This window comes from Thermoflavimicrobium dichotomicum (assembly GCF_900114055.1).
In the GTDB taxonomy this organism is placed as follows: domain Bacteria; phylum Bacillota; class Bacilli; order Thermoactinomycetales; family Thermoactinomycetaceae; genus Thermoflavimicrobium; species Thermoflavimicrobium dichotomicum.
Window position 1 is genome coordinate 247,991 of sequence record NZ_FORR01000001.1, and the last position, 24,502, is coordinate 272,492.

23 protein-coding genes and 1 riboswitch are annotated in these 24,502 nt (G+C 40.0%); of the genes, 4 read left to right on the forward strand and 19 right to left on the reverse strand.

All coding sequences use genetic code 11. The annotated features are described in order from the left end of the window. The first annotated feature begins 247 nt into the window (after positions 1-247). On the forward strand, positions 248-841 hold the full coding sequence (locus BMZ78_RS01150) for a glucosaminidase domain-containing protein (protein WP_093227243.1): 594 nt from the start codon (positions 248-250) through the stop codon (positions 839-841). 162 nt (positions 842-1,003) lie between these two features. On the opposite strand, the gene BMZ78_RS01155 is transcribed toward BMZ78_RS01150, so the two are convergent. From BMZ78_RS01155 to metK, 14 genes are all read right to left on the reverse strand, one after another. Continuing rightward, complete coding sequence (locus BMZ78_RS01155) at positions 1,004-2,254, reverse strand: glycosyltransferase family 4 protein (RefSeq protein WP_093227246.1); 1,251 nt, start codon at positions 2,252-2,254, stop codon at positions 1,004-1,006. A 47-nt stretch (positions 2,255-2,301) separates the two neighbouring features. Continuing rightward, positions 2,302-3,669 carry an O-antigen ligase family protein gene (locus tag BMZ78_RS01160; RefSeq protein WP_093227248.1) on the reverse strand — a complete coding sequence of 456 codons (1,368 nt, stop codon included), beginning with the start codon at positions 3,667-3,669 and terminating at the stop codon, positions 2,302-2,304. A gap of 198 nt (positions 3,670-3,867) precedes the next feature. Then, positions 3,868-4,935, reverse strand: coding sequence for a non-hydrolyzing UDP-N-acetylglucosamine 2-epimerase (gene wecB, locus BMZ78_RS01165; protein WP_093227250.1), 1,068 nt, complete (start codon positions 4,933-4,935; stop codon positions 3,868-3,870). Between the two features lie 294 nt (positions 4,936-5,229). Beyond that, positions 5,230-5,787 (reverse strand): ribosome hibernation-promoting factor, HPF/YfiA family, encoded by a 558-nt coding sequence (gene hpf, locus BMZ78_RS01170; RefSeq protein WP_093227252.1) that lies wholly within the window; start codon positions 5,785-5,787, stop codon positions 5,230-5,232. A gap of 249 nt (positions 5,788-6,036) precedes the next feature. After that, on the reverse strand, positions 6,037-6,759 hold the full coding sequence (locus tag BMZ78_RS01175; protein WP_093227254.1) for an amino acid ABC transporter ATP-binding protein: 723 nt from the start codon (positions 6,757-6,759) through the stop codon (positions 6,037-6,039). Between the two features lie 4 nt (positions 6,760-6,763). Next, positions 6,764-7,450 (reverse strand): amino acid ABC transporter permease, encoded by a 687-nt coding sequence (locus BMZ78_RS01180; protein WP_175482227.1) that lies wholly within the window; start codon positions 7,448-7,450, stop codon positions 6,764-6,766. Positions 7,451-7,595: 145 nt separating this feature from the next. Further along, positions 7,596-8,372 carry a basic amino acid ABC transporter substrate-binding protein gene (locus BMZ78_RS01185; RefSeq protein ID WP_245739682.1) on the reverse strand — a complete coding sequence of 259 codons (777 nt, stop codon included), beginning with the start codon at positions 8,370-8,372 and terminating at the stop codon, positions 7,596-7,598. A gap of 194 nt (positions 8,373-8,566) precedes the next feature. Further along, positions 8,567-9,427 carry a transporter substrate-binding domain-containing protein gene (locus BMZ78_RS01190; RefSeq protein ID WP_175482228.1) on the reverse strand — a complete coding sequence of 287 codons (861 nt, stop codon included), beginning with the start codon at positions 9,425-9,427 and terminating at the stop codon, positions 8,567-8,569. Between the two features lie 460 nt (positions 9,428-9,887). Further along, complete coding sequence (locus BMZ78_RS01195; protein WP_093227260.1) at positions 9,888-10,163, reverse strand: HU family DNA-binding protein; 276 nt, start codon at positions 10,161-10,163, stop codon at positions 9,888-9,890. A 136-nt stretch (positions 10,164-10,299) separates the two neighbouring features. Beyond that, on the reverse strand, positions 10,300-11,010 hold the full coding sequence (locus BMZ78_RS01200) for a ComF family protein (RefSeq protein WP_093227262.1): 711 nt from the start codon (positions 11,008-11,010) through the stop codon (positions 10,300-10,302). 11 nt (positions 11,011-11,021) lie between these two features. Next, positions 11,022-12,692 (reverse strand): ATP-dependent helicase ComFA, encoded by a 1,671-nt coding sequence (locus BMZ78_RS01205; RefSeq protein WP_093227264.1) that lies wholly within the window; start codon positions 12,690-12,692, stop codon positions 11,022-11,024. Between the two features lie 75 nt (positions 12,693-12,767). After that, on the reverse strand, positions 12,768-13,202 hold the full coding sequence (locus tag BMZ78_RS01210; protein ID WP_093227266.1) for a hypothetical protein: 435 nt from the start codon (positions 13,200-13,202) through the stop codon (positions 12,768-12,770). 79 nt (positions 13,203-13,281) lie between these two features. Continuing rightward, positions 13,282-14,022, reverse strand: a complete 741-nt coding sequence (locus tag BMZ78_RS01215) for a LuxR C-terminal-related transcriptional regulator (RefSeq protein ID WP_175482229.1) — start codon at positions 14,020-14,022, stop codon at positions 13,282-13,284. A 108-nt stretch (positions 14,023-14,130) separates the two neighbouring features. Next, entirely contained in the window at positions 14,131-15,333 is a 1,203-nt protein-coding gene (gene metK / locus BMZ78_RS01220; RefSeq protein ID WP_093227270.1) for a methionine adenosyltransferase, read from the reverse strand. Positions 15,334-15,814: 481 nt separating this feature from the next. Between metK and BMZ78_RS01225 the strand changes: the two genes are divergently transcribed. The 3 genes from BMZ78_RS01225 to BMZ78_RS01235 all read left to right on the forward strand — a co-directional run bounded on the left by BMZ78_RS01225 (position 15,815) and on the right by BMZ78_RS01235 (position 19,601). Beyond that, a complete protein-coding gene (locus BMZ78_RS01225) occupies positions 15,815-17,518 on the forward strand; it encodes an LCP family protein (protein WP_093227272.1) in 1,704 nt (567 codons plus the stop codon). A 68-nt stretch (positions 17,519-17,586) separates the two neighbouring features. Next, on the forward strand, positions 17,587-18,225 hold the full coding sequence (locus tag BMZ78_RS01230) for a YigZ family protein (protein WP_093227274.1): 639 nt from the start codon (positions 17,587-17,589) through the stop codon (positions 18,223-18,225). Positions 18,226-18,620: 395 nt separating this feature from the next. Further along, the gene (locus tag BMZ78_RS01235) at positions 18,621-19,601 is read left to right on the forward strand and encodes an LCP family protein (protein ID WP_093227276.1); all 981 of its coding nucleotides are present in this window, start codon (positions 18,621-18,623) and stop codon (positions 19,599-19,601) included. A 47-nt stretch (positions 19,602-19,648) separates the two neighbouring features. Here BMZ78_RS01235 and BMZ78_RS01240 read toward each other — a convergent pair whose 3' ends face one another. The 5 genes from BMZ78_RS01240 to BMZ78_RS01260 all read right to left on the reverse strand — a co-directional run bounded on the left by BMZ78_RS01240 (position 19,649) and on the right by BMZ78_RS01260 (position 24,483). Further along, complete coding sequence (locus tag BMZ78_RS01240) at positions 19,649-20,458, reverse strand: MetQ/NlpA family ABC transporter substrate-binding protein (protein WP_093227278.1); 810 nt, start codon at positions 20,456-20,458, stop codon at positions 19,649-19,651. Positions 20,459-20,473: 15 nt separating this feature from the next. After that, entirely contained in the window at positions 20,474-21,130 is a 657-nt protein-coding gene (locus tag BMZ78_RS01245; protein WP_245739683.1) for a methionine ABC transporter permease, read from the reverse strand. Then, positions 21,123-22,112, reverse strand: a complete 990-nt coding sequence (locus BMZ78_RS01250) for a methionine ABC transporter ATP-binding protein (protein WP_093227681.1) — start codon at positions 22,110-22,112, stop codon at positions 21,123-21,125. The genes BMZ78_RS01245 and BMZ78_RS01250 overlap by 8 nt, the downstream gene beginning before the upstream one ends. Positions 22,113-22,189: 77 nt before the next feature. Next, a riboswitch (SAM riboswitch) is annotated at positions 22,190-22,299 on the reverse strand. A 424-nt stretch (positions 22,300-22,723) separates the two neighbouring features. Further along, a complete protein-coding gene (locus BMZ78_RS01255) occupies positions 22,724-23,362 on the reverse strand; it encodes a sugar transferase (RefSeq protein WP_093227280.1) in 639 nt (212 codons plus the stop codon). A 179-nt stretch (positions 23,363-23,541) separates the two neighbouring features. Next, positions 23,542-24,483, reverse strand: a complete 942-nt coding sequence (locus BMZ78_RS01260; RefSeq protein ID WP_093227281.1) for an SDR family oxidoreductase — start codon at positions 24,481-24,483, stop codon at positions 23,542-23,544. Between the last annotated feature and the right edge of the window lie 19 nt (positions 24,484-24,502).

Genomic DNA, 24,502 nt, shown 5'->3' on the forward strand with positions numbered 1-24,502 from the left:
GGCCATTTTTCACTTTTTTCCGCACATGTAGATTGAAATCATTCGTCCCTATCCACCCTTTTTCCTTCCATATTCTTTAACGTGATCCAGTACGAAAAGGTGTCTTAAAATTCTCCAAAGGATTGTTCATACTTTTTACATAGCACTCTAATTATAACTATGTTAGAATAAAAAACAAAATATATAAAAATGCAATACATCCTTAATTTACCTATAAAAGAAAAAAATCCAATCGTTAAGTGATCATATGAGAAAAACATCGAAAGTAATTGGTTTCAGTCTAATCTTCATTAGCATGATCGTAATAGCTTACTTTTGGTTTCGGTCTTCCACTTATTACGATAACTACCTTCTCTCAACAATGCCAGACGACTATGTTATTTGCAGACCCAGCAACCAACCCATTTCTGTCAAGGAATTAAACAGCAAACTGGAGAATAAAGGGGTTTTCAAAAATAAAGGAACAGCATTTATTGAGTTTGGAAGAAAATATGGGGTAGATCCCATACTGGTTACCGCTATCGCTTTGTTTGAAACCGGGAAGGGTACATCCAATGTGGTAAAAAAATATAACAATCCTGGGGGTCTGATGGACCCCAAAAACCCAATGGAATTTCAACAGTTTGATACGCTGGAAGAAGGTATCGAAGCCATGACATCCAACTTATATCGTAATTATATCAGTAAGGGACTGGAACTCCCTAAAGAAATTGCACCGATCTATGCACCTGTGGGCGCAGACAATGACATACATGACACGAACAGTAATTGGGCTCCGAACGTCACTAAATTTATCAACTATTTGGGAGGACTCGAAAAACACTGTGACACAAAAAAGTAACGGGATTGCAGAAGGCCGCTAGATCGTCCATTTATCTGGCGGCTTTTTTACGACAATCCCCACATTTTTTCAGATTCCATCATCAATAAAATGAACGATAGGAAAAAAGTCTAGTATTCCGAAGAAACAGGAATACTAGACTTTTTCTTCTATTATTGCAGATTATTTCGTTTCTGCTGTTTTTTGGCTTGAAGCCACTTGTACCAGCTCTTTAAACATAGCAAAGAAACGATGTGCCAGTTTTTTACGGTCGCCTTCACGATCAATATAATCTCGGCCATTTTTTGCAATTTGGTCCAATAAATCAGGTGTATAGGTACGCACCTCTTCGATGGCTTTGGCTAAACCTTCTGGATCTTCAGCTCCACTAAAAACTCCCAAACCATTTTTCTCTACAATTTCACGTACTTCCCCATCCACTGTGGTGATAATGGGTTTACCTACAAAAGCATAATCAAAGAGTTTATTCGGGCGCGCTCCACGGAATACTTCATTATCTGCCAATGAAATAATCCCACAATCCGCAGCGTAAGTATAATCAAAAATATCCGCTTTAGGGACAGGATCTAAAAAGTGAACATTCTCCAAACCTTCTTCTTGCTTAATCTGAATCAATCTTTCTTTTTCCGGGCCATCTCCGATTAAAACGACATGAACATCTCTTGGCAAATATTTTCCTGCTTTCACGACATACTCCAAAGCATTGGCTGGCCCATGGGCTCCTGTATAAATCGCAACAAAATCATCAACAGGGACTCCCATTCTCCGTTTGAACTCCTCTTTACGGTCTGGATCAGGTTTCCATGAACCAAGAACAATTCCATTAGGAATGAGTTCAATTTTCCCCTGATCAATTCCCTTATTCTGAATAAACTTCCGCTGATGTTCGGTCAATACCACGATTCGATCTGCGTTGCGATACAAAAATGATTCCATCCAGGTTAAAATACGAACAACCAAACCATTGTTTAATCCGCCCATTTTTATTAAAGAATCTGGCCATAAATCCCGAACTTCAAACACAAACGGGCATTTTTTGATTTTTGCCAGTAACCAGCCCACAAACCCAGTAAACAAATGGGGTGAAGAGGCCACTATCACATCTGGACGATTCGTAAACAATCCCCGGAAAAAGAAGACTGTGGCAAAACTGACCATATTGATGATGCGACGAAAATCATTTTTCTTATGCGGAAAAGACCAAAGCCATTTGAGCTCCAGTCTGTCTACTTTTTCCAGTGCATTTTTCTCTTCTTTGGTAATAAAAGTCCGTCTCGGATGAACAAATCTAGACATCCACAATGTCACATCAGCCTTTTCTACTTCTGCCCATTCTTTGGCTAGTTCATAGTGACGCGTAATTCCGGCAATGTTTGGCGGTACAGCATAATGATTCACTAACCAAATACGCAACCTTTTTCACTTCCTTAAGTGAGTTTTTACATGTTTATTCCATTGTTTCAAGCTTTCTGTTTTTGTTTATTACCAATGGCTACAATCGCCAACGCAATTCCTATCGTTGACCACATCGGAGTAAAGTGAATACATGAGCTTGGGGCAATCGCTCCAAAGAAAAAGCCGATCAATGACAATAAACTTGCGATCGCTCCCCAACGAATTACAGGTGAAATCGATGGAGATTTTTTGATTTGGGCCAAAAGCCATAATTGGTATAACAACCAAAGGTACAAAGCCATATACAGTACAAACACAATCACACCAAAATTGACCAGGACTTCAGCCCACCAGTTATGGATATTTACTTTATTGACTCCCTTTTTCCCTTTCATATGTGCTTCTACATTTCCTGCTCCTACACCCAAATAATGGCTTTTTTGTAAAAAGTCCAGACCATAAAGGAGCAGATATTTACGCACGGTAATGCTTTGCCCACCAGTTCCTTCCCCTTTTTCCACTTCATCCAACTCATGGATGTTCATGGTTCCACTTTTGAGATCCTGAAAAATACCAATGGTACTAGCCAATTTGGCCCTTCCATTTTCCGCCAATAAAAACTGGCTGAGTAATCCTACAATCAAGGCAATAGACAAGACGACCGCAACACCCTTGAATATATTGTTTTTGGTTAACTTCTCTTTTGGAACCGTAAAAGGCAAAGCGATGACCCATACAACGAAGATCAACGGGAGTGCAAAAAAGGTATTGCTACGTGAGCCTGTAGCCAATAAACAATACAAAGCAAAGATAATGGTAAAGTAAAGAAAAACCTTCATTTTTCTTCTCAAGTTTAAAGTATGCAAGGCTGTTGCCAAAAACGGGAGAGCAAGTGTAATCGTGGTGGCAAAATCGTTTTGGTTTTGAAAGAAAGAAGTAACAGAAGCACTTTTGCTTCCCCAATAGCGTGAAGAAGGTAAATGAAAATAAGTAACGGACTCAAACAAGCCGAAATACACCATGATACTAAAGACAGCAAAAGCCACGCCCAGAGACCGCCAAATTCGTTTTTCGTCCCGGGCAAAATAAGGAAAGGCAAGACAAAGCAGAATCATCATAAACAAAAAGAACACATAACGAATTCCAAACTTTATCTGAATGACCCAAGCCAGTGAAATAACTGCATAGATAAACCAAAAAGCAAAAAATGCAATATACCAGCGGATTGGATACAAATGCGATGCTTCCAGATCTTTATATTTGAGAAATCGAATGATCAGAAAAGCCAGAAGAACGAAAAAGGCAATCCGGAAAAAAGTTAATTTAAATTCTGGATGCAGATCAATACCAAGTGTAGGTCCCAATAAAGCAAAAGCAATCATGAAATAAAAGATTAGTTCAAGACGTTTTTGACTAAATATCTTTTCTATCACCTTACCCCATCCTCAGACACATGAAAAATTTTATTCTAACATTTAGGTACAATCATATAGAAAGCAAAAACACACATTCAATGTAACATACAAGTATTGTTTTTTGTATCCCCCTACTCAAAAAGTCAAAAAGCAGCCAAAGCGAAGAACGGGCTTCCTTTATAAATTGAGCTAAAGGTAAGCCCGGCATACTTGAAATTAATTTAAATCCTGCATCAACTGATTAACAATTTTTTCTGCTGCTTTTCCGTCTCCAAATACGAGGGGAATCTCATTAAAATCAACTGTAAAATGCTCTACTGCATCCAAGATTTTCTCTTTATTGGCACCAACCAATACATTGGCTCCTAACTCAACGGTTTCGACCCACTCTGTTTCATCGCGCATGGTAATACATGGAACTTGTGCAAAAAAGGCTTCCTTCTGTACACCACCCGAATCTGTCAAGATTTTTTGTGCATGAACTTCCAGTTGCAACATATCCAAATAGCCAACAGGCTCAATGACCAAAACATAAGGGTTTTGAATCTTCAATCCGAATTGTTCCAGTTTTCCGTGTGTTCGCGGATGAAGAGGCAAAACTGCTGGAGTGTCAAGTTCATTAACCGCCTCAATAATTTCTTTGAGTCTGGCAGGATCATCTGTATTTTCAGCCCGGTGCAACGTAATAAGAAGATAGCGATTTGCCTCCAAACCAAACTGGCTTAAAACCCTGGATTCCTGTAATGCTAGCTGACGATTGTAATTTACCGCATCCAACATCACATCGCCCACTAAAAAGACTCCCTGTGTGATGCCTTCATTATTTAGATGGGATACAGCCGTTTTGGTTGGACAAAATAGCCATTTTGAGACATGATCGGTCAACACACGGTTAATTTCTTCTGGCATCCGACGATTAAAACTTCTCAAACCCGCTTCCACATGAGCAACAGGGATATGTAACTTAGCAGCAGCCAACGCTCCCGCCAAGGTAGAGTTCGTATCTCCATAAACCAACAAACAATCCGGTTTCTCTTTCAATAAAACCTCTTCTACTTTCGCGAGCATGTCCCCCGTTTGGGCACCATGTGATTTGGAACCAACATGCAAATGATAGTCAGGTACAGGAATATTCAATTCTTCGAAGAATACATCGGACATGGATTTATCATAATGCTGTCCAGTATGTACCAAAATTTCTTGTCCCACTTTTCTTAAGGCACGAGATACAGGTGCAGCCTTGATAAATTGTGGACGAGCCCCCACCACGGTGACGACTTTCATGCATGAAAACCCCCTAATGATTTATGTATCTGCTTTGAACGAAAAAATTCCTCAATTATTTTTAAAATAACTACGCAAACAAGCAAGTCAATGATCTTCACTTTGTTTATGATAACATAGCTAATTAAAAAAATATATTCATATCATGACAATGACAACTGATCCTTGAACTCGTTTCCAAACAAGACCACTTCTTCCCCAAATTCAGGGAGGGAACAGTCTGTCATCATGTAACATGAGCAATTCTACATAAAAAGCCTAACATCCCCAAAGATGTTAGGCTGAATTTATCTCTCATTCAGGCTCAATCAAGCCATATTTTCCGTCCTTTCGCTTATAAATCACATTCACTTGATCCGTTTCGGCATTGATAAATACAAAGAAGTTGTGACCTAATAAATCCATTTGTAAAATGGCTTCTTCGGTATCCATCGGTTTTAGTTCAAATTGTTTACGACGAACAATCTCAAAATCACTTTCTTCCTGCTCTACGGTTGCAGTTGCCACAGACTGTATCGAAAAAGCGTTCTCTTTCTGTAGAGAGCGGAGGCTTCCATCCTGGCGTAACTTGCGATTCACCTTCGTTTTATACTTGCGAATCTGTCGTTCCAGCTTTTCGATGACGAGATCAACAGATACATACATATCATCACTGACCTCTTCTGCACGAACCAAAAGTCCAGGATACGGAATTGTCACTTCCACCTTATGATGATCTTTCTGGACACTCAATGCTACATGTGCATCAGTTGGCTTTTCAAAATACTTTTCCAACCGCGAAAGTTTTTTTTCAATAAACTCTCGTAATGCATCTGTGACCTCCAGATTGTTACCACGGATGACATAGTTCATGAGGTGAGTCCTCCTTCCGCTTTATAATTTATCTATTCCCTTCTTCTTAAAAAATTCCTGCCAACTTTTTTACAAACTGTTAAAGAAAAATTAATAAAAATGTAATAAAAAAACATATTTTTAACATAGGATAGTTGCCCCCACGTTCGGTTCATCCCTTCATCTCACCACTTATAGAAGAGCAGCTTCCCAGTTAAAATAAAAAACTCCCCAAGCTTGTCTTGAGGAGCAATTGCCATTCAAGGAGATTTATAAAACTTTGCTTAAAAACGCTTTAGTCCGCTCATGCTGTGGAGAAGAAAAAAGGGCCTGTGGAGTACCTTCTTCAATAATATATCCATCATCCATAAACAGCACACGATCTCCCACTTCACGGGCAAATCCCATTTCATGGGTAACCACAACCATCGTCATACCTTCATTGGCCAATTCTCTCATGACAGCCAGAACTTCGCCTACCATCTCCGGATCAAGAGCAGAAGTTGGCTCGTCAAACAACATGACCTTTGGCTCCATCGCTAAAGCACGTGCAATGGCCACCCGCTGTTTTTGTCCACCCGAGAGTTGTTCCGGATAAGCATGAGCCTTATCTTGTAACCCCACTTTACGAAGAAGTTCAAGTGCTTTTTTCTCTGCTGTCTCTTTTGGCATCTTTCGAACATGGATCGGAGCCAGTGTGATATTATCTAACACCTTTTTATGTGGAAACAGTTCAAACTGCTGAAAGACCATCCCCACTTCTGAGCGCACCTGATTCAGATTTGTTTTGGGATCGGTCAGATCATGACCATTGACAATCACTTTTCCCGATGTAACTGTCTCCAATAAATTCAAACAACGTAAAAAAGTACTTTTACCGGAACCACTTGGTCCAATGACACAGACCACTTCCCGCTCTTGAATTTCCGTTGTAATCCCTTTGAGAACGAGATGGTCTCCATATTTTTTTTGCAAATTCTCTACCCTAATCATACTCTCACTTCTTTCTAGCTTGCGGTGTAAAGCGTTTTTCGAGATACAAAACTACCCGGGATAATACCAATGTCAAGAGCAAATACATAACCCCAGCTGTAACATAAGGACCCATTCTCTCCAAAGTAGACTTCGCTGTTGTAAATGCTGCATACGTAATATCATTGACTGCGATGACGGTTACCAAAGATGAATCCTTGAGCAAAGCAATAAATTCGTTTCCGAGTGGTGGCAACATACGCTTAAAGGCTTGTGGCAAAACAATCAGGCGCATGGCTTGTCCATATGTCATTCCGAGTGAACGGGCTGCTTCCATCTGTCCTTTATCAATCGACTCAATTCCACCCCGAAAAATTTCTGCAATATAGGCCCCTGCATTTAAAGATAAAGCCACAAATCCAGAAAATAGAGCAGAGGGAGGAGTCATCTGTAAAATATCTTCCCAGATCGTCGGAATCACTGCGAAATGAATGGCCAGAATTTGTAACAATAATGGGGTCCCACGAAATAAATCAATATACACACGTGCAGGTACTTTGAGATAAATTTTTCCAGATATTTGCATCAAACCCAATATGAGTCCAATGATTAAACCAAAAACAATGGCTACAACAGTCAATTCGATCGTCGTAATAAATCCGCGAACAAAATAATCCTTATACTCAATAACCACAGACCAATCAATACTCATAATAAAAATTCCTCCGTCTTCACTCACCAGTTGTTAACAAGTTATTCACAAAGTTATCCACATATCCACAGAACATTATTTATTTATATAAAAAAAGGTTGTTTAAAGGATAGAAAAGGGGGAAATCCCCCAATTTAAGCCCCTACTATTTATTTCCGAAATATTTTTTATAAATTTTGTCATAAGTTCCGTTCTGACGAATTTTTTTCAAGCCTTCATTGATTTTATTTAAAACCTCTTTATTCCCTTTTTTCACAGCAATTCCATAGTACTCGGTTTTAAGGGAGGGATCTTCAATCGTCTGGAATTTGTCGCTACCCAGTTTCTTCAGATAATCAATGGCCACTGCTTTATCCACAACAACGGCATCCAAACGTTTTAACTGCAGATCATCCACTGCAGCAGGAACTACATCATAACCCTTGAGATTCGCATACGTTTTTCCAAAAGCTGCTTTAACAACTTCTTCTCCAGTTGTACCTGATTGCACTCCGATTCTTTTCCCGTTTAATTCTTTCAAACTCTTAATGTTTGAACCTTTTGGAACTAAAATCCATTGTTTTGCTTCAAAATAAGGTTCACTAAAATCGTATTTGTTCTTTCTCTCATCGGTAATGGTAATGGCCGCAATGGCTGCATCCAATTTCCCACGATCCAGACCATCAAATACTGCATCAAAACCCATATGTTTCAGTTCTGCTTTCATTCCTGTCGCTTTGGCAATCGCATCCAGGATCTCTGCATCAAATCCAGTAATTTTTCCATCTGCTTCCAATTTCTCAAATGGAGGAAATTCTGCATTTGTACCCACTTGAATCGACGAAGTATCTTTTTTGGCTTTATCCGTTTTGGAACCACAGCCTGTTACAACAAAGACCATCACCAAGAAAGCCGTCAACAACACCGAAAATCCCTTTTTCATCTTCATCGCTCCTAACTATTACAATCTGGAATTTGTGTGAACATTCCGCCTATAATATTAAAATAATAAGATAGTTACTTGCAATTATAATAGTAAATAAACAAATATTTCTATGCAATGAAATAATATAAATGAAACAATATTTCTACCACTTATCTCCATCCAAGTACCTTTTGAAAAGATGATATTTATCTTTAATCTTTCCCAAAATACTTCTGGTAAATCCGATCATAGGTTCCATCTTCTTTTACCTTTTTCAAACCTTTGTTCAGTTCTTGTAATATTTCCGTCTTTCCTTTTTTCACCATGATCCCATAACTTTCGGGAGGGAAAAAGGGATCTTCAACTGCTTTAATTTTCATTCGTCCAATTTTCACTACAATTCGTGTCTGACCTTGTGATGAAGAAATGTTTTCTTCTTTATTTACAGATGTCTCTTCCAGCGTTTGAACAAAATACTTCACTACACCGCTATCAGCAACAACTGCATCCAATCGCTCTGCAGCCAAGTCTTTGACTGCTGAGGGAATATCATCATATTCTTCCAGCTTTGAATACTTCTCACCAAACTCTTTTTTCACGGTAGTTGCTCCAGTCGATCCAGCTAGAACGCCTATATCCTTACCTCTTAAGTCTTCTAACGTTTTAACATTTGAACCAACAGGAACCAAAATGAGCTGTTTGGATACGAAATACGAATCCGTAAACTCATACTTGGCCAAACGATCTTGCGTAATGGAAATCGCTGCAATAGCCGCATCTGCTTTACCAGCATCCACTTCTTTAAACATCTGGTCCCATCCTACATGCTTAAGCTCGACATCTACTCCTGCAGCCTTCGCAACCGCTTCTAAAAGTTCTGCATCAAACCCTATGATTTTCCCGTCTGTCCCCAATTTTTCAAAAGGCGGGAATTGGGCATCTGTTACCACGGTCAATTTCTTGCCTTCTGCAGCACTCTCTTGTCCACCAAAATCAACTTTAATCGTGCAGCTGGTCAAAACCAAAGCGACTGCCACAAAAGTGGTTACCAACAGCATCAAGGCTCTTTTCATTCCTACACCTCCACCTACTTGTGAACTATATATTTCATCGTACCTTTTCACATGCTCAAACTTAATCTTAAAAACGCTAGATAAAAATTTTATATTTATAATACTAAATGCATAACTATACATAATCAATTGGTATTTCTAACCAAATTCATTTGAATCACCAAAAAATAACAAATTATTCTTCACTGACTATCCAACTTTACTATATACAGAAATTATCTTTTTTTACATTTTTTACTTCTTGTTTCGCTTCCACACAATATGTCATGACATTATTTATGAATCACAAGTTTTAACTGTATTTTATAATTAATTTCGTAATTAATAATATACATTTTGTCCATTTTTTTATTATAAGCTGCTGACAAAGTTATCTTTATATTCCGTCTTTTTTATTCAAACAAAAAACACTGACCCAACCAGACGGGATCAGTGTTTCTTGTCAATACGTACACTCTTTCTACGAATTTACTGCTTCTCTGAGTTGTTTACCTGCTTTGAAGGAAGGGATTTTACTTGCTTCAATTTGAATAGGCTCTCCTGTTTGCGGATTGCGCCCCGTTCTTGGAGCACGCTCGCGCACTTCAAAATTCCCAAAGCCAATCAATGTTACTTTTTCTCCATTTTTCAATGCGTCTGCGATAGCCTGGAATACAGAGTCAACCATTAAAGCGGCTTCCTTTTTTGTTTTTCCTGTACTTTCAGCTACTTTCTCTATCAATTCCGTTTTATTCATCGGATTTTTCTGCTACTTTTAAAGAGAGTAGCAGAAATACACCTCCTATTATGATTAATTGATCGATTTAGAGTACCTATCACTGGTTTTGACTACTTTTCTATAATCTATACCTTGAAAAACACTTCGTAAAGAGCTAGCGAGCAAATGTAACAGAAAAAATTTGTCTGACATTTGCCTGCCTTAAAGGTCGGGCACACTCTCTCAAGGTTGAACCTGTTGTGTACACATCATCTACAATCAAGATATGTTGCTGGCGCAACCAACCAGGGTCAATCCTGTTGCTCACTTTAAAAACATGTTGCAAAGCTTGTAATCTTTCTTTTCGACTCCGGTGACTCTGTGAAAATGTTTCTCTTTCTCTCACGAGAATCTCTTTCACTGGTAGTCCCAAACGCTGACTGATAACCTGGGCAAGCAACTCTGCCTGGTTAAATCCTCTCTCATGCAGACGATTTGGATGCAGCGGAACAAACGTGATCAGGGAAAGAGGAACACGACGATAGTAGTGATAACAACTTTCAGCCATCCACAATCCCAAGGGAATAGCTAACCGCTCTAGTCCCTGATACTTAAACCATTGGATAACCTTCTTTGCCTGACCTTTATACAGAACCACACTGCGATTTGTTACCCATGTCGATGAATCAAGTTGGCGACAATCGATACATACAGACAGATCCTCTTCTGTCATTGGCCGTCCACATACTTGGCAGACCGGGCCATTGATCGGAAAAAACTGCTCTTGACACGAAAGACACATCTGCTTCCAAACGCTCGAAAAAGCGAATGAACGGACAGGTGTCGTACAAAAACAACATGGCTTGGGCAAAGGAAATAGGGTCAACCACCACCTCCTCATTGGTAATACGCTCCTTGTTTTATAAATCCTTCTTTTTCTGCTAAACTATTCAGATAATCCATTTGCTTTTTGGCTTGAATCTGGCTTTCTGTTTTTTCCATGGATAAAAACCATACTTCTCCCTGTTGATAATCTTTGGAGCGTCCAACTCTACCCGCCATTTGGATTAAAGCAGCCTGATCAAACACAGGATGATCAGCACCCATCACCAATACATGGCAATGCGGAACCGTTACTCCTCTTTCCAAAATGGTGGTTGTCACCAAACATTGAAGTTCTTTCCTGCGAAATTGATCAATGATCTCTGCTCGTTCCGGTGTTTGACTATACACCCCACATATAGAATGCCACTCTCTGACATGCTTATGTAACCAAGAAACGAGCTGTTTCACTTGCCAAATACCTGGGACAAAAATCATGGCTTGTCCATCTTTACGAATCACTTGTTCAATAAACCGGGATAACACAGGAATGGGATGCTGCCGTTTGACTTTTTCCCACAATCTCCTCTCTTGAAACAATCGAGGAACAGGCAGAGGATATCCATGAAAGCGAACAGGTAAAATGGCAGATGGTAATCTACCTGAACGACTCCATGCCAACCATTCCTTTGGAGGTGTGGCAGTAAGCAAAACGATCTTTCCCGATTGTGATAAAGCTCGATGAATTCCTTGTTCTAACGAGCGATTCTGATACAGTGGAAATGCATCAACCTCATCGACAATGATTAAATCAAAAACCTGAACATATCGCAATGCTTGGTGTGCCGTAGCGATCACTATTGAACCATCCATCCATAAATCCGAACTCCCTCCATATAAAGCAAGGACGTTCTCTTTTGGAAATAGAGCTCTTAAGCGTGGAACCAATTCATGGACTACATCTGTTCGTGGCGTCGTCCAGCATACTCTTTTGCCTTCAGAAAGTAAATGTCTGATCGCTGGTACCATCATTTCTGTTTTTCCGGCGCCTGTCACTGCCCAAAGGAGAAACATCATTTCCTCTCCCTGCAAAAAGTCAAGAATCTGTTCAGACACTCGAGCTTGTCCAGCAGTAAGCCGTAATGATTTGACTTCTACTGGACATTGCTGTTCAACTTTTTTGGCAGAAAACAGAAAAAAGGGAGTACAGGTGCGTGAACGGGAAAGCATAATACAGTGTTCACACATGGCACAATGTTTACCACAACTTGCACACCGTGTCAGGCGAATATGATGAAAATCAGCTTGACAACGATGACAAACCCAATCTTGTAGCCATTTAGAGCATGATACACCGGGATACCATTTTACTTTTTCCTCCAGATAAAGAAGCTGCAAGACAGCCCGTAAGGTTTCCTCTGTTATTTTTATATTCCGTTTCCTGATCAAAGAAAGAACTTCTGACCATAACAACGCCCTCCCTTGCAACATCTCAAAACACTTTTCAGCTTCCAACCTTAATTGATTCCACTGGTCTTTATAGAAAGGCTTTACATCTTGCTCAAATGGGTCCATTTTCTGTTGCTCCTGCTGTTCAATCCACTGATAAGCTTCACCAAATGAAGATGTATAAAATAAAGGAATCATGTTTTGGCCTTTCTGCTGCCAATACGTTAGATCCACAGCATAAGCAATGCTCATATAATATTGCATCGTTTCTTCCAGCCTATAAATGACTGATTTCACACCTTCTCACTTCCTTCGGTGGAAAATGAAAAAAGCCAGACACCATTTCATTGATGCCTGACTTTGCTGCACCATTCACGCTAAATATCTTTCCTTGGAAGCATCTATTTCACGCAAATCAATAACCAAGATTTTTTCTTTCCCTTGCTCTTGTGACTGAATCCATTCTGAAATCGCATCCTCAGCTGTTGCATCAATTTTCACGATTCGTAACCCTGGGTATTTTTGCTTTAATTTCTGCAAAATAATCAGCGTATCATCCAATGAACCCATATCCAAACATGTTATTCTACCTGGATTGCCGCGAAAACGATTCCAGAAATAATAAGACCACACAACACGTTCAATCGACTGCTGATTATTGCCAGTAATGATCACTAAATGATCTGCCTTGTTTCTATATGCCCGCCCAAAACGTTTACCAAAGAATTTGAGAATGAAATGAACCAACAGCAGAAATACAATCCCGCCGACTAAAAATTCTAAAAAGAGCACCCACTGTCCATTCATTAGGGCCCCTCCTTACCTACTTTCATCATATGCGACTAAAGAACAAAAGTGAATACATATCTATTACTCATTCTTTACCCTAAATCAGCGGTACCCAACCATATTTAATTGCAAGTATAACAGCTTGGGTGCGATCCTGGACATTTAATTTATATAAAATCTTGCTCACATGATTTTTTACTGTCTTCTCACTAATGAATAATTGTTCACTAATGGAGCGATTATTTTTCCCCTGTGACATCAAACGTAATACTTCCATTTCCCGATACGTCAGGATCTCTTGCCAAGAATAGGGTGCCACTTTGGCAAATATCCCTTCTTTTCTGCTTAATCGCCTAAGTTCGTTTACTATCCTTCCCATCATAATGGGATGAATATATACGCCTCCATATGCAATCATACGTATGGCTTCCATCATTTGTTTACAGTCTATATTTTTCAGTAAAAAACCAGAGGCTCCGGAGCGAATGGTTTCCAATACATATGGATCATCTTGATCAGATAAGATGAGAACCTTAGTTTGAGGAGTCATTTGACATATTCGGTAGGTGACTTCTACACTATTACTGTGAGGCAAATACAAGTCCATAATGACTAAATGAGGCAGAACCTGTTTACACAAGTAGGGAACATCAATCCCTTTGTTACACTCTCCAACCAACACCATATCTTTTTCGTTTGCAACAGCTGATTTGATTTTTTTACGGAAATGGGGATCTTGGTCAGCAATCAATACCCGAATATTCGGATTTACATGCGTATGGTGCTTGCCCGGACAGTTATCCACCGCCTCTACATGACTCTCAACCAAGGCATCCACCTCTTTCCCTTCCTGGAAAATTCGAAAAATACAAACCTCTTTATTATATTTTACCATGTCAGGCTAACATTTAAAATAGAAAAAGCCACCCATCGGTGGCTTGATTCCTTATACACCTGCTTCCTCTTTGAGCAGTTCCGCTTTATCTGTTCTTTCCCATGGTAAATCAATATCGGTACGTCCAAAATGACCATAGGCTGCTGTTTGACGATAAATCGGACGGCGGAGATCCAATTCGCGAATAATACCAGCCGGGCGTAGATCAAAATGCTTTCTAACCAGATCTACAAGTACTTCCTCAGAAACTTTTCCAGTACCAAATGTATCTACCCGAATGGAGACAGGACGTGCTACGCCGATGGCATAAGCCAGCTGAACCTCACATTTATCTGCCAATCCTGCCGCCACAATATTTTTAGCGACATAACGAGCCGCATAGGCACCGGAGCGGTCTACTTTAGTCGGATCTTTACCGGAGAAAGCTCCTCCACCATGGCGGGCATATCCACCGTAGGTATCTACGATAATTTTTCGTCCAGTCAAACCAGCATCACCTTGAGGGCCTCCAATTACAAAGCGACCTGTTGGATTAATGAAGTAGTTGGTTTTTTCATCCAGCATATCTTCAGGCACAATGGGAAGAATGACATGTTTTAAAATATCTTGTTTAATTTGCTCCAATTGGGCATCCTCAGCATGTTGGGTTGAGACAACAATGGTATCGATCCGTACTGGACGATCATCTTCATATTCTACGGTTACCTGTGTTTTTCCATCTGGACGAAGATAAGGAAGAGTACCATCAACGCGCACTTCGTGCAAACGACGTGCCAATTTATGTGCTAAAGAAATAGGCAGTGGCATCAGTTCCTCAGTCTCGTTGCAAGCAAAACCAAACATGAGACCTTGGTCACCTGCTCCAATCGCTTCGATTTCATCATCCGTCATAAGCCCTTCTCTTTTTTCAAGGGCCAAATCCACACCCATTGCAATATCTGGCGATTGCTCATCAATCGATGTCAACACCGCACAGGTTTCTGAATCAAAACCATATTTCGCACGGGTATAACCAATTTCACGAATGGTTGAACGAACAATTTTGGGAATATCAACATAACAGTTAGTAGAAATTTCTCCGGCAACGAGTACAAGACCCGTCGTAACCGCTGTTTCACAAGCAACACGAGCATTTGGGTCTTTTTCCAGGATCGCATCTAAAATGGCATCGGAAATTTGATCACAAATTTTATCTGGATGTCCAACAGTTACGGACTCTGATGTAAACAATGAACGCTTCTTTTCTGTGGCCATTTGTTCCTCCCCTTTCCACAGTCACAAAGAAAAAGCCTTTCCACAGAGGAAAGACATCCCGTTAGAAATCCTCTTGTTCCTAAAATGATAGTATAAAAGCGCTCCCTATTCACCGTATATATCATCAATAGAATACCCTAAAGACATCGGAAAAACAACTGTTTGATATAAAAGAGTATTGCTAATACCATCCAATTACCAAGATTAGCTTATCAAAAACAAAATTATATATGTTATAATCGAAATAAATTTATTCACAAACCATCAACATTTGACAAAGATCGGTCTTTATTATGTTATTTCTGAATTAGCGAATAATTATGTCTAATTATTTATTATTGTCATAAAATTTTCGGCATCATCGGCTCGCATATGACTATTAACGTTTAAAATAGAATTGACTATATTTTCTTCGTTCTTGAAAGGAGATCCAGGGTATTTATATATATGAGGTGTTGTCCCAACCGAGAGGAGGAAATTCATGGCAAAGAAGAAAAAGAAGAATAAAAAGAAAAAAAAGCAGCTATTACGTTCGCCTCAGAAAATAGATTTGACAGAAACAACAGATGAAACTCCTCAAAGACGAAAAAATGATCCAGAAGTAAAACCGACACCCATGAAAGAAAAGGAAACGGAAGACCAAACCAGTTTAATCGAAAAATCAGGAGAAGTAGTAGAGCAGCATGCAGAATTGGCAAAATCGGACCAACTAACAGAAGTTCACGAACCATCAGAAAAAGTGCAACTCATGGAAGAACAAAACCTGCCATCTAACACTGAAAATACAAAGATGGCTATCCTCAGTCAAGATGAAATTCAAAACGTACAAACAGAAATACAGCAAGAATCACAAGATTTCGTTTCCTCAGACGAAACGATGACTGAAGACATAACCCATCTGGATCCCATTACCGCAAAAGATAACCAACAAAATGCAGAAATGGAAGCTTCCGATGAGATTAAACCCATGATTCCACATGAAATGGAGCAAAATAAAATCGCGACAGCAGAAATAGCTGCTACAAACGAACTAGAAAAGACACGTAGCGAAAAACATAAAAAGAAGAAAAAGAAACGGAAATGGATCATTGGTTCACTGATTGCTGTATTACTGTTGGCATTAGCTGTTGTCGCCTATGTCGGCAATCAATTTATGGAAGCGATCGCGTTAGGTCACTATCAAATCGGTAAATCCAAGCTGCGACAAAACAACATCGAAATTGACAAAACTCCTTTTACTGTCCTGTTGCTCGGAACAGATCAACGTGGAGCTAACTCCAAAAACTGGCGCCCTGACGTCATCATGGTGGCTGCGGTTAATCCCAAGACAAAATCGATCAAACTGGTCAGTTTGCCACGTGATTTAAAAGTGAGGATTGCCACAGGTGAAATTGATAAATTAAATCACTCTTCCCACATGGGTTACAAACATAACATTGACCCAGTGCAAAATATTCGCCAAACAATAGAAAACTTCTTAAATATTCCGATTGATTATTATGCCAAAATCAACTTCCAAGGTTTCACTGATGTCGTCGATGCCTTGGGCGGAGTCGATGTCGTCGTCAAAAAACCGTTCTCCCAACAGATGATCGGTGGAGAATGGGCATACTTCAAACCAGGTCCCGCCCATTTGGATGGTGCACATGCTCTTGCTTATGTTCGTATGCGTAAACAGGATCCGCTTGGCGACATGTCAAGAAACTCACGTCAGCGGGAAGTCATTACCCAATTGATGGACAAGCTGGTGAGTACAAACGCTGTTCTCAAATTTAACGATATCATGAAAGCCGTTGGTGGAAACTTTAACCATAATTTCAATACATCTGATATTGCACAACTCGCAAAAATTTACCAGCTATGTAAAGGAAATATTCAACGTTATGAGTTCCGATCAGAAGGAACTTGGATTAACGGCGGTTGGTATGAACTATGGTCCAACAATGAACGTTCAAAAGTAAGCCACATGTTGCAAAAACAACTGGAGTATCAACCTGCCAAAGCACTGGAACCCTCCCCACTCAACGAATGGGAAGAACAATTTGCTGCCCAGCATGATAACGATCAAGAATCTGTATACGAAGAGAACGAAAAAACAGAAAAGGATTCAGGAATCCAGTCACCTTCTGAATCAAACCCATTATCCAATAATCACGCTTCTTCTGACTATCAGAATGAAGAATAACAGGAAAGGCCATCTAGCCTTTCCTTTTTCATTTCCTCTATAATGAACAAAGAAAGAAGGTGGAAGACATGCCACAGAATCATTACTTGACCATTGGCAATTATGGTGAAACAGAAATTGTTATCCAAAAATCACGCTTTATCTGTCGAGCCAAACATGTTCGTAACGAAGAAGAAGCAGTCCAATTTGTTCAGGATGTTTCAAAAAAGCATTGGGATGCCACACATAATTGCTACGCTTATTTAGTTACAGATACCATTCAAAAATCATCCGATGATGGTGAACCTGCCGGAACAGCAGGTCGGCCTATTTTAGAGGTGATCCATGCAAAGGATTTGTTATATACAGCGATTGTCGTCACTCGTTATTTTGGCGGGATTAAACTGGGAGCAGGTGGACTTGTCCGCGCTTATAGCCAAGGGGCTGCTGCAGCGATTCAAGCAGCAGGAATCGTTCAACGATTGCTCCACCAGGAAGTAATTTTTACCTTTGATTATCATTTTATGGGCAAAATGGAGTATGAATTACGACAATCCGGTTATCTGTTGGATCCGCCCCAGTTTACTGACCGTATTAGCTGGTCGGTGTGGGTTCCACTCGGAGAAGAAAACAAATTAATGGAACAAGTCACCAACTGGACGAACGGTCAAGCTCAAATCCAAGTGGGCCGCACCGAATATCGGGATGTACCGGTAAAAGACTCGTGAGTTTAAAGGACCATCGAGGTGCTTGAGGCTACCTGAAAACATGAATACGTTTTTCCTGCTCTTCGGGATGGATTCCTTCTTCCGTGACGACTTCTGTACCATCACAGTCACTCCGTAAGGGATCCATCCCTTCTCTTTGTAGAAATCAAAACACCTTTTTCATCACTCTGATGGTGTTGCTCGGCAATATCAGGGTCTGTTGACAAACATATGGAAACTTAGTCAACAAGCTGAAAGTAATAGAGCCCCTGATCCAAACAGGCAGAAAGATAAATTTGATGGGGGTTCAAAAATTCGACCGAAAATTTCAGTCAATCTTATTTTCCTATTTTTATATCTTATTGTAAAATAAGGGAAATAGATGTTGAAAGAAGCAGAAAAGTGAGGATCCGATTATGGGTAATTCGTCCAAACGTCTCGCAACAATATCCAGAATATTTGTCGTATTATTGCTGTTAACTTGCGGTGTGGTTGTTTATTTTGTCAGTCAGCTCTGGGAAACCCTTGCCAAAGGATATGATGATCAAGCAAAATCAAATCTGCGTAAAAGCCAAGTACATATGTTAAAAGAACCTTTTACTATATTGCTCATCGGGACAGATCAGCGAAGTGCTCTTTCAAAAAACTGGCGCCCGGATGTACTCATCTTGCTCGCCATTAATCCCAAGAAACAGTCTGCCAAAATACTGAGTATTCCACGCGATCTGCTTGTTCCGATTGCAAATAGTAAACATGCAAGGGATAAAATCAATGCTGCAGCCTATTACGGTTATCTTTATCATCTTGATCCCATTGTCAACATTCGCCAAACCATCGAAAACTACTTCAAGGTTCCAATTGATCATTATGCCAAGATTAATTTTCAAGGTTTTACAGATCTTGTGAATATATTGGGTGGAATCCAGGTTCATGTAAAAAAGGAATTCAGACAGCAGATGATCGGAGGAAAATGGGCTCACTTCCAGCCCGGTTTCCAGCATCTGAATGGTGCAGAAGCTCTCGCTTATGTTCGTATGCGAAAACAGGATCCCCTCGGAGACAACGCACGCAACGAAAGGCAGCGAGAAGTGATGTCACAGCTCATTGACAAACTGGTCAGCTTTCGCTCTATTACCCATTTTCATCAATTAATGAAAGCAGTTGGCAATAACCTGACTTACAGCTTTCAACCGGAAGAATTCCTGATTCTACAACAACTGTATCATCGCATCCCCCAACATCGAATTGAAACGGTTAAAGTATCATCTCATCCTTTTCATCAAGAGCAATGGTATGAAATCATGGACAAAAAAGAACGTCAACGCCTTTGTAATTCTCTTCGAAAAGATTTGGAACTCCCAGCGATCGTCCTTCCCGAAGATGAAAAATCCCCATAACGATGAAGTTATGGGGATCAACTAATCCATATCTTATTAAGATTGGGTTAGAAAGCAGGAACCACCGCACCTTTATACTTATCCTCGATAAACTTTTTCGTTTCAGGTGAATTTAACACTTTGGCCAATTTTTGAATCGCTTCATCTTTTTCTTTACCTTTTTTTGTAGCGAGGATATTAACATAAGGTGAATTTTTATCTTCAATAAACAAATTGTCCTTCAATGGGTTCAATTTCGCCTGAATAGCGTAGTTGGTATTAATAATTGCCAAGTCTACCTGATCCAAAACACGTGGTAACAAAGCAGGTTCCACCAATTTAAACTTCAGTTTTTTCGGGTTTGATTTAATGTTACGTTCTGTTTTGTTTCCTTCACGGTTATCCAGCTGAATCAATTTTTGATTCTCAAGCAAGAGCAAACTGCGGGTCAGGTTGCTTGTATCATTAGGCAAAGCGATGGTAGCCCCATCTTTGAGATCTTTTACGTTTTTGATTTTTTTCGAGTAAGCAGCCATAGGCTCAATGTGTACACCTGTTACTTTTACAATATGATAGTTGCTTTCTTTATTCGTTGTCTCCATAAACGGAACGTGTTGGAAGAAGTTAGCATCCATTTTCCCTTCTTCGACCACTTTATTGGGCAATACATAGTCTTGAAACACTTTTACTTCCAGGTCAATTCCTTCTTTTTTCAACTGCGGCTTTACATGCTCCAAAATTTCCGCATGCGGTACTTGCGAAGCAGCCACCGTCACTTTTTTCGTTCCTTTGTCACCCGAAGTGGTTCCAGCACCTCCGCAAGCAGTCGCAACGACACCAACCAACAATGCGGCCAAAATCGCCCAACATTTTTTCATCTTTCTGTCCTCCTTTTACCTTTTATCCAAACGTTTACTAATAAGATCTCCAATTCCTTGAACGATTTGCACTAACACCACCAACAGCACACCACAAACGATCAACATTTGATCATTAAAGGACTGAAATCCAAATCGAAAAGCAGCGTCACCCAATCCACCACCGCCAACTACACCAGCCATTGCGGAAAAAGAAATCAATGAAACGCAGGTAACAGTGAGACCGGAAACGATAGCAGGTAAAGCTTCCGGTATTAATACTTTACGAACGATGGTAAACTTGCTTGCTCCCATCGCTTGTGAAGCTTCGATCACACCTCGATCAATTTCACGAATGGCTGTTTCTACCATCCGAGCATAAAATGGAGCCGCTCCGGCAATTAAAGGAATAGTAGCAGCAGCTGGACCCAAAGAAGTTCCTAGAATAAATTCAGCAACAGGAAATAAAAATAAGACCAGCACAATAAATGGAACTGCACGAAAGATATTTACAATAAGGCCTAAAACACGTTGAATTGCAGCGTTTTCCCACAGATGACCACGATCTGTAATGACTAGCAACACACCCAGTGGAATCCCTAATAAAGCTGTGAAAAAAGTGGAGATTCCCACCATAAACAGGGTTTCTTGTGTCGCGATCCAAACTTGCTGCCAATCCACCTGATCAAACACGTTCGATCACCTCCATCTTGTTTGCTTGTGAGAGGATTTCATCGATCGCTTTGTTTACATTGGCAGGTTCCCCAAGCAAACGGAAAGAAATCGTATGCTTATCTGTTGTCGCCTGAATTTCTCCTCCTACGATTTGAATGGAAACCTGATAAGTTTGAGCAATACTAATTAAATTATTCCAATCGGATTGCTTAGATATTGTAACAGTTAAACACTTACCTAAATCTTTTGCCTCTTCATTTATTTCTTGCTGTAAAAACTTCCGTGTCACTGGATGTTTTGCATGATTGAAAATTTCTTCCACTTCACCAATTTCTACAATCTCTCCTGCTTCCATGACTGCTATCTTATTACAAATCGAACGAACCACACTCATTTCATGGGTAATCAAAACAAGTGTAATCCCGGTTTCACGATTAATCTCCTGAAGCAATTGCAATATCGAAGCAGTTGTTTCCGGATCCAATGCCGATGTAGCTTCATCGCATAATAACACATCCGGATCGTTGGCCAGCGCTCTGGCAATTCCTACCCGTTGCTTTTGTCCGCCAGATAACTGTGATGGATATGCATCCGCTCGATCCTGTAGCCCTACACGTTCCAGTAACTGATCGACTTTGCGTTGAATTTCACTTTTGGGAACGCCAGCTACTTCCAATGGAAAAGCCACATTCTCTCTCACTGTTCTTGACCACAACAGATGAAAATGTTGAAAGATCATACCAATTTTTTGACGCGCCAAACGCAATTCTTTATCCTTGAGTTTGGATATCTCTTTGCCATCAATGATGACCGAACCTGTGGTTGGTTTTTCCAAACCATTAAGCATGCGTAACAACGTACTTTTTCCAGCTCCACTATGCCCAATGATGCCAAAGATATCACCACGCTCGATCTCCAGTGAAACATCTTTTAAAGCTGTAACAGACTCCCCCTTACCTTGAGCTGGAAATACTTTACTTACTTTTTTTACCTGGATCATCCGATCTCTCACCACCTTATAAAAAAATCCCTTTGCGCTTCTGAGCAAAGGGATTATCATGTATATGATAACACCTTCTCTCATCTCTCAGAACGCAACTGTTCTGCAGGAATTGGCACCTTTTCCACTTCAGTGGACGGTTGCCGAGGTATCATCGGGCCTGTCCCTACACCTCTCTTGATAAGAGAACGCCAACTCATATTCAATTGCGATCACCATCGAATGCAATATTAGCATATAATCATTTTAAAAGTCAATACTATGTAAGTTAAACCCAAAAACCTTTATTTTCCTTCTTGTTCACATGCCCCTGTAACAACTATTACTTCCAGATTACATTTCGTTTACATTATGCACTAACTTCACTATCCCCCACGATTTTGGCATATAATAAATGACACTTAGAACTTTTGTTGGAGGTGCCCCCCTATGAACTACACGGTGGTTGGCAAGGATTTTTGGATCGGGATTATCAATGCCGTTTTATTAAGTATACCGTTGTGGTTTTTATTTTATCTTTTCCTATGTCTTATTTTCTAAAAAGAATGGGGCGACTCCTGATCGAGAGCTATAAAAAATCGGGTTGCCAAATCCTTGACAACCCTCTCCTATTATCTTGCCCCACTACCTGTAAATACAACCCACACGGTACGAAGCAAAATCTTCAAATCCAAGGCAAATGATTGATTACGAATATAATACATGTCCATTTCAAACTTTTCGGCTGGTGTTGCATCATACCCACCGTTTACCTGTGCCCAGCCAGTCAACCCAGGCTTTACCATCAATCGCTTCTTGAAACCAGGTATCTCCTTTGCAAACTGCTCTGTAAACATCGGACGTTCAGGACGTGGTCCAATTAAGCTCATATCTCCACGCAAGATATTAATCAACTGAGGAATTTCATCAATCCGTGTTTTACGGATAAATTTACCAACTCGGGTGACACGCGGATCATTCTTTGCAGCCCATTGTGGCCCATTTTTCTCAGCATCCGTACGCATAGAACGAAGTTTGATAATGGAAAACAGTCTTCCATTCAGCCCCACTCGCTCTTGTTTATAGAATACAGGTCCAGGGGATTCCAATTTGATTGCGAGCATGGCCAGGAGTAGTACAGGTAATGTAATAATCAGTAATACAATGGAAAAAACGATTTCCAATCCACGTTTCACAATCGGATAGAGCGAATCTCCACTGACTCCTGGATATGCGCGGGAACTATTTCCATAGGCCATTTTCGAACGCATCCGCAAATCACTCCTGCTCATGTATAATATTAACTGCTTACGCAAATCGATTACAAATATGTCACAAATATTACAGTAATATTTCAAATGGTTTACTGTTACCAAGTATACTGCAGATGCTCCAGCTTGACAATACTTTTTTTGTTTCAAAATCCTAACTATACATGAGTGAACTTGTCTTAAATATTACTTACGCCCATTTTACGATAAAGATCCACATAATATTCATACGTCCGACGCAGGCCTTCTTTGAGTGAAACGGTTGGTTCCCATGCCAATACTGATCGTGCACGTGTATTATCAAAGTAACTGTGCTTGATATCCCCTGGGCGTTCTGCTTCATATTCCTTTTGAATGGTTTGATTGGTAACCGTTTCAAAAAGTCGAATCAATTCATTCAGCGAAGTGGAGATACCGGTACCAATATTGAGAATATGTCCATCTCCGGCTTGAATCGCTGCCAAATTGGCTTTCGCTACATCTTCTACATAAATATAATCACGCGTCTGTTCACCATCACCAAAAATCTTGAACGTTTTTCCCTTTATCATTTGATTGATCAAAATCGACACCACGCCACCTTCTCCATGTGGCTCTTGTCGAATTCCATAAATATTGGCATAACGTAAAACTGTGTATTCCAAGCCATATAAATTGCGATAAATGGTTAAATAGTGCTCTGGTGTATGTTTGGAAATACCGTATCCTGACAAAGGTTGGATGGGGTGTTTCTCATCGATCGGTAAATATTTTGGATTTCCATAGACAGCAGCAGATGATGCGTAAACAATTTTTTTCACTCCATACTTGCGACATGCTTCGAGCAAATTTAGTGTCCCCAAAATATTTACTTTTGCATCAAAAACAGGATCCTCTACAGAAACGGGAACCAGAATTTGAGCTGCCTGATGAATAACAATTTCTGGTTTTTCTTTCGCAAATACTTCTTCCATTTGTTCACTGGTAATATCCATTCGATAAAAACGAGCAGATGGATGAATGTATTCTTCTTTACCCGTAGACATATCATCTACAATAGCAACTTGATCGCCTCGTGCGATTAATTGATCCACAATGTGTGACCCTACGAAACCGGCCCCGCCTGTCACTAATACTTTCATTTTGAAACCCCCTTTGTTA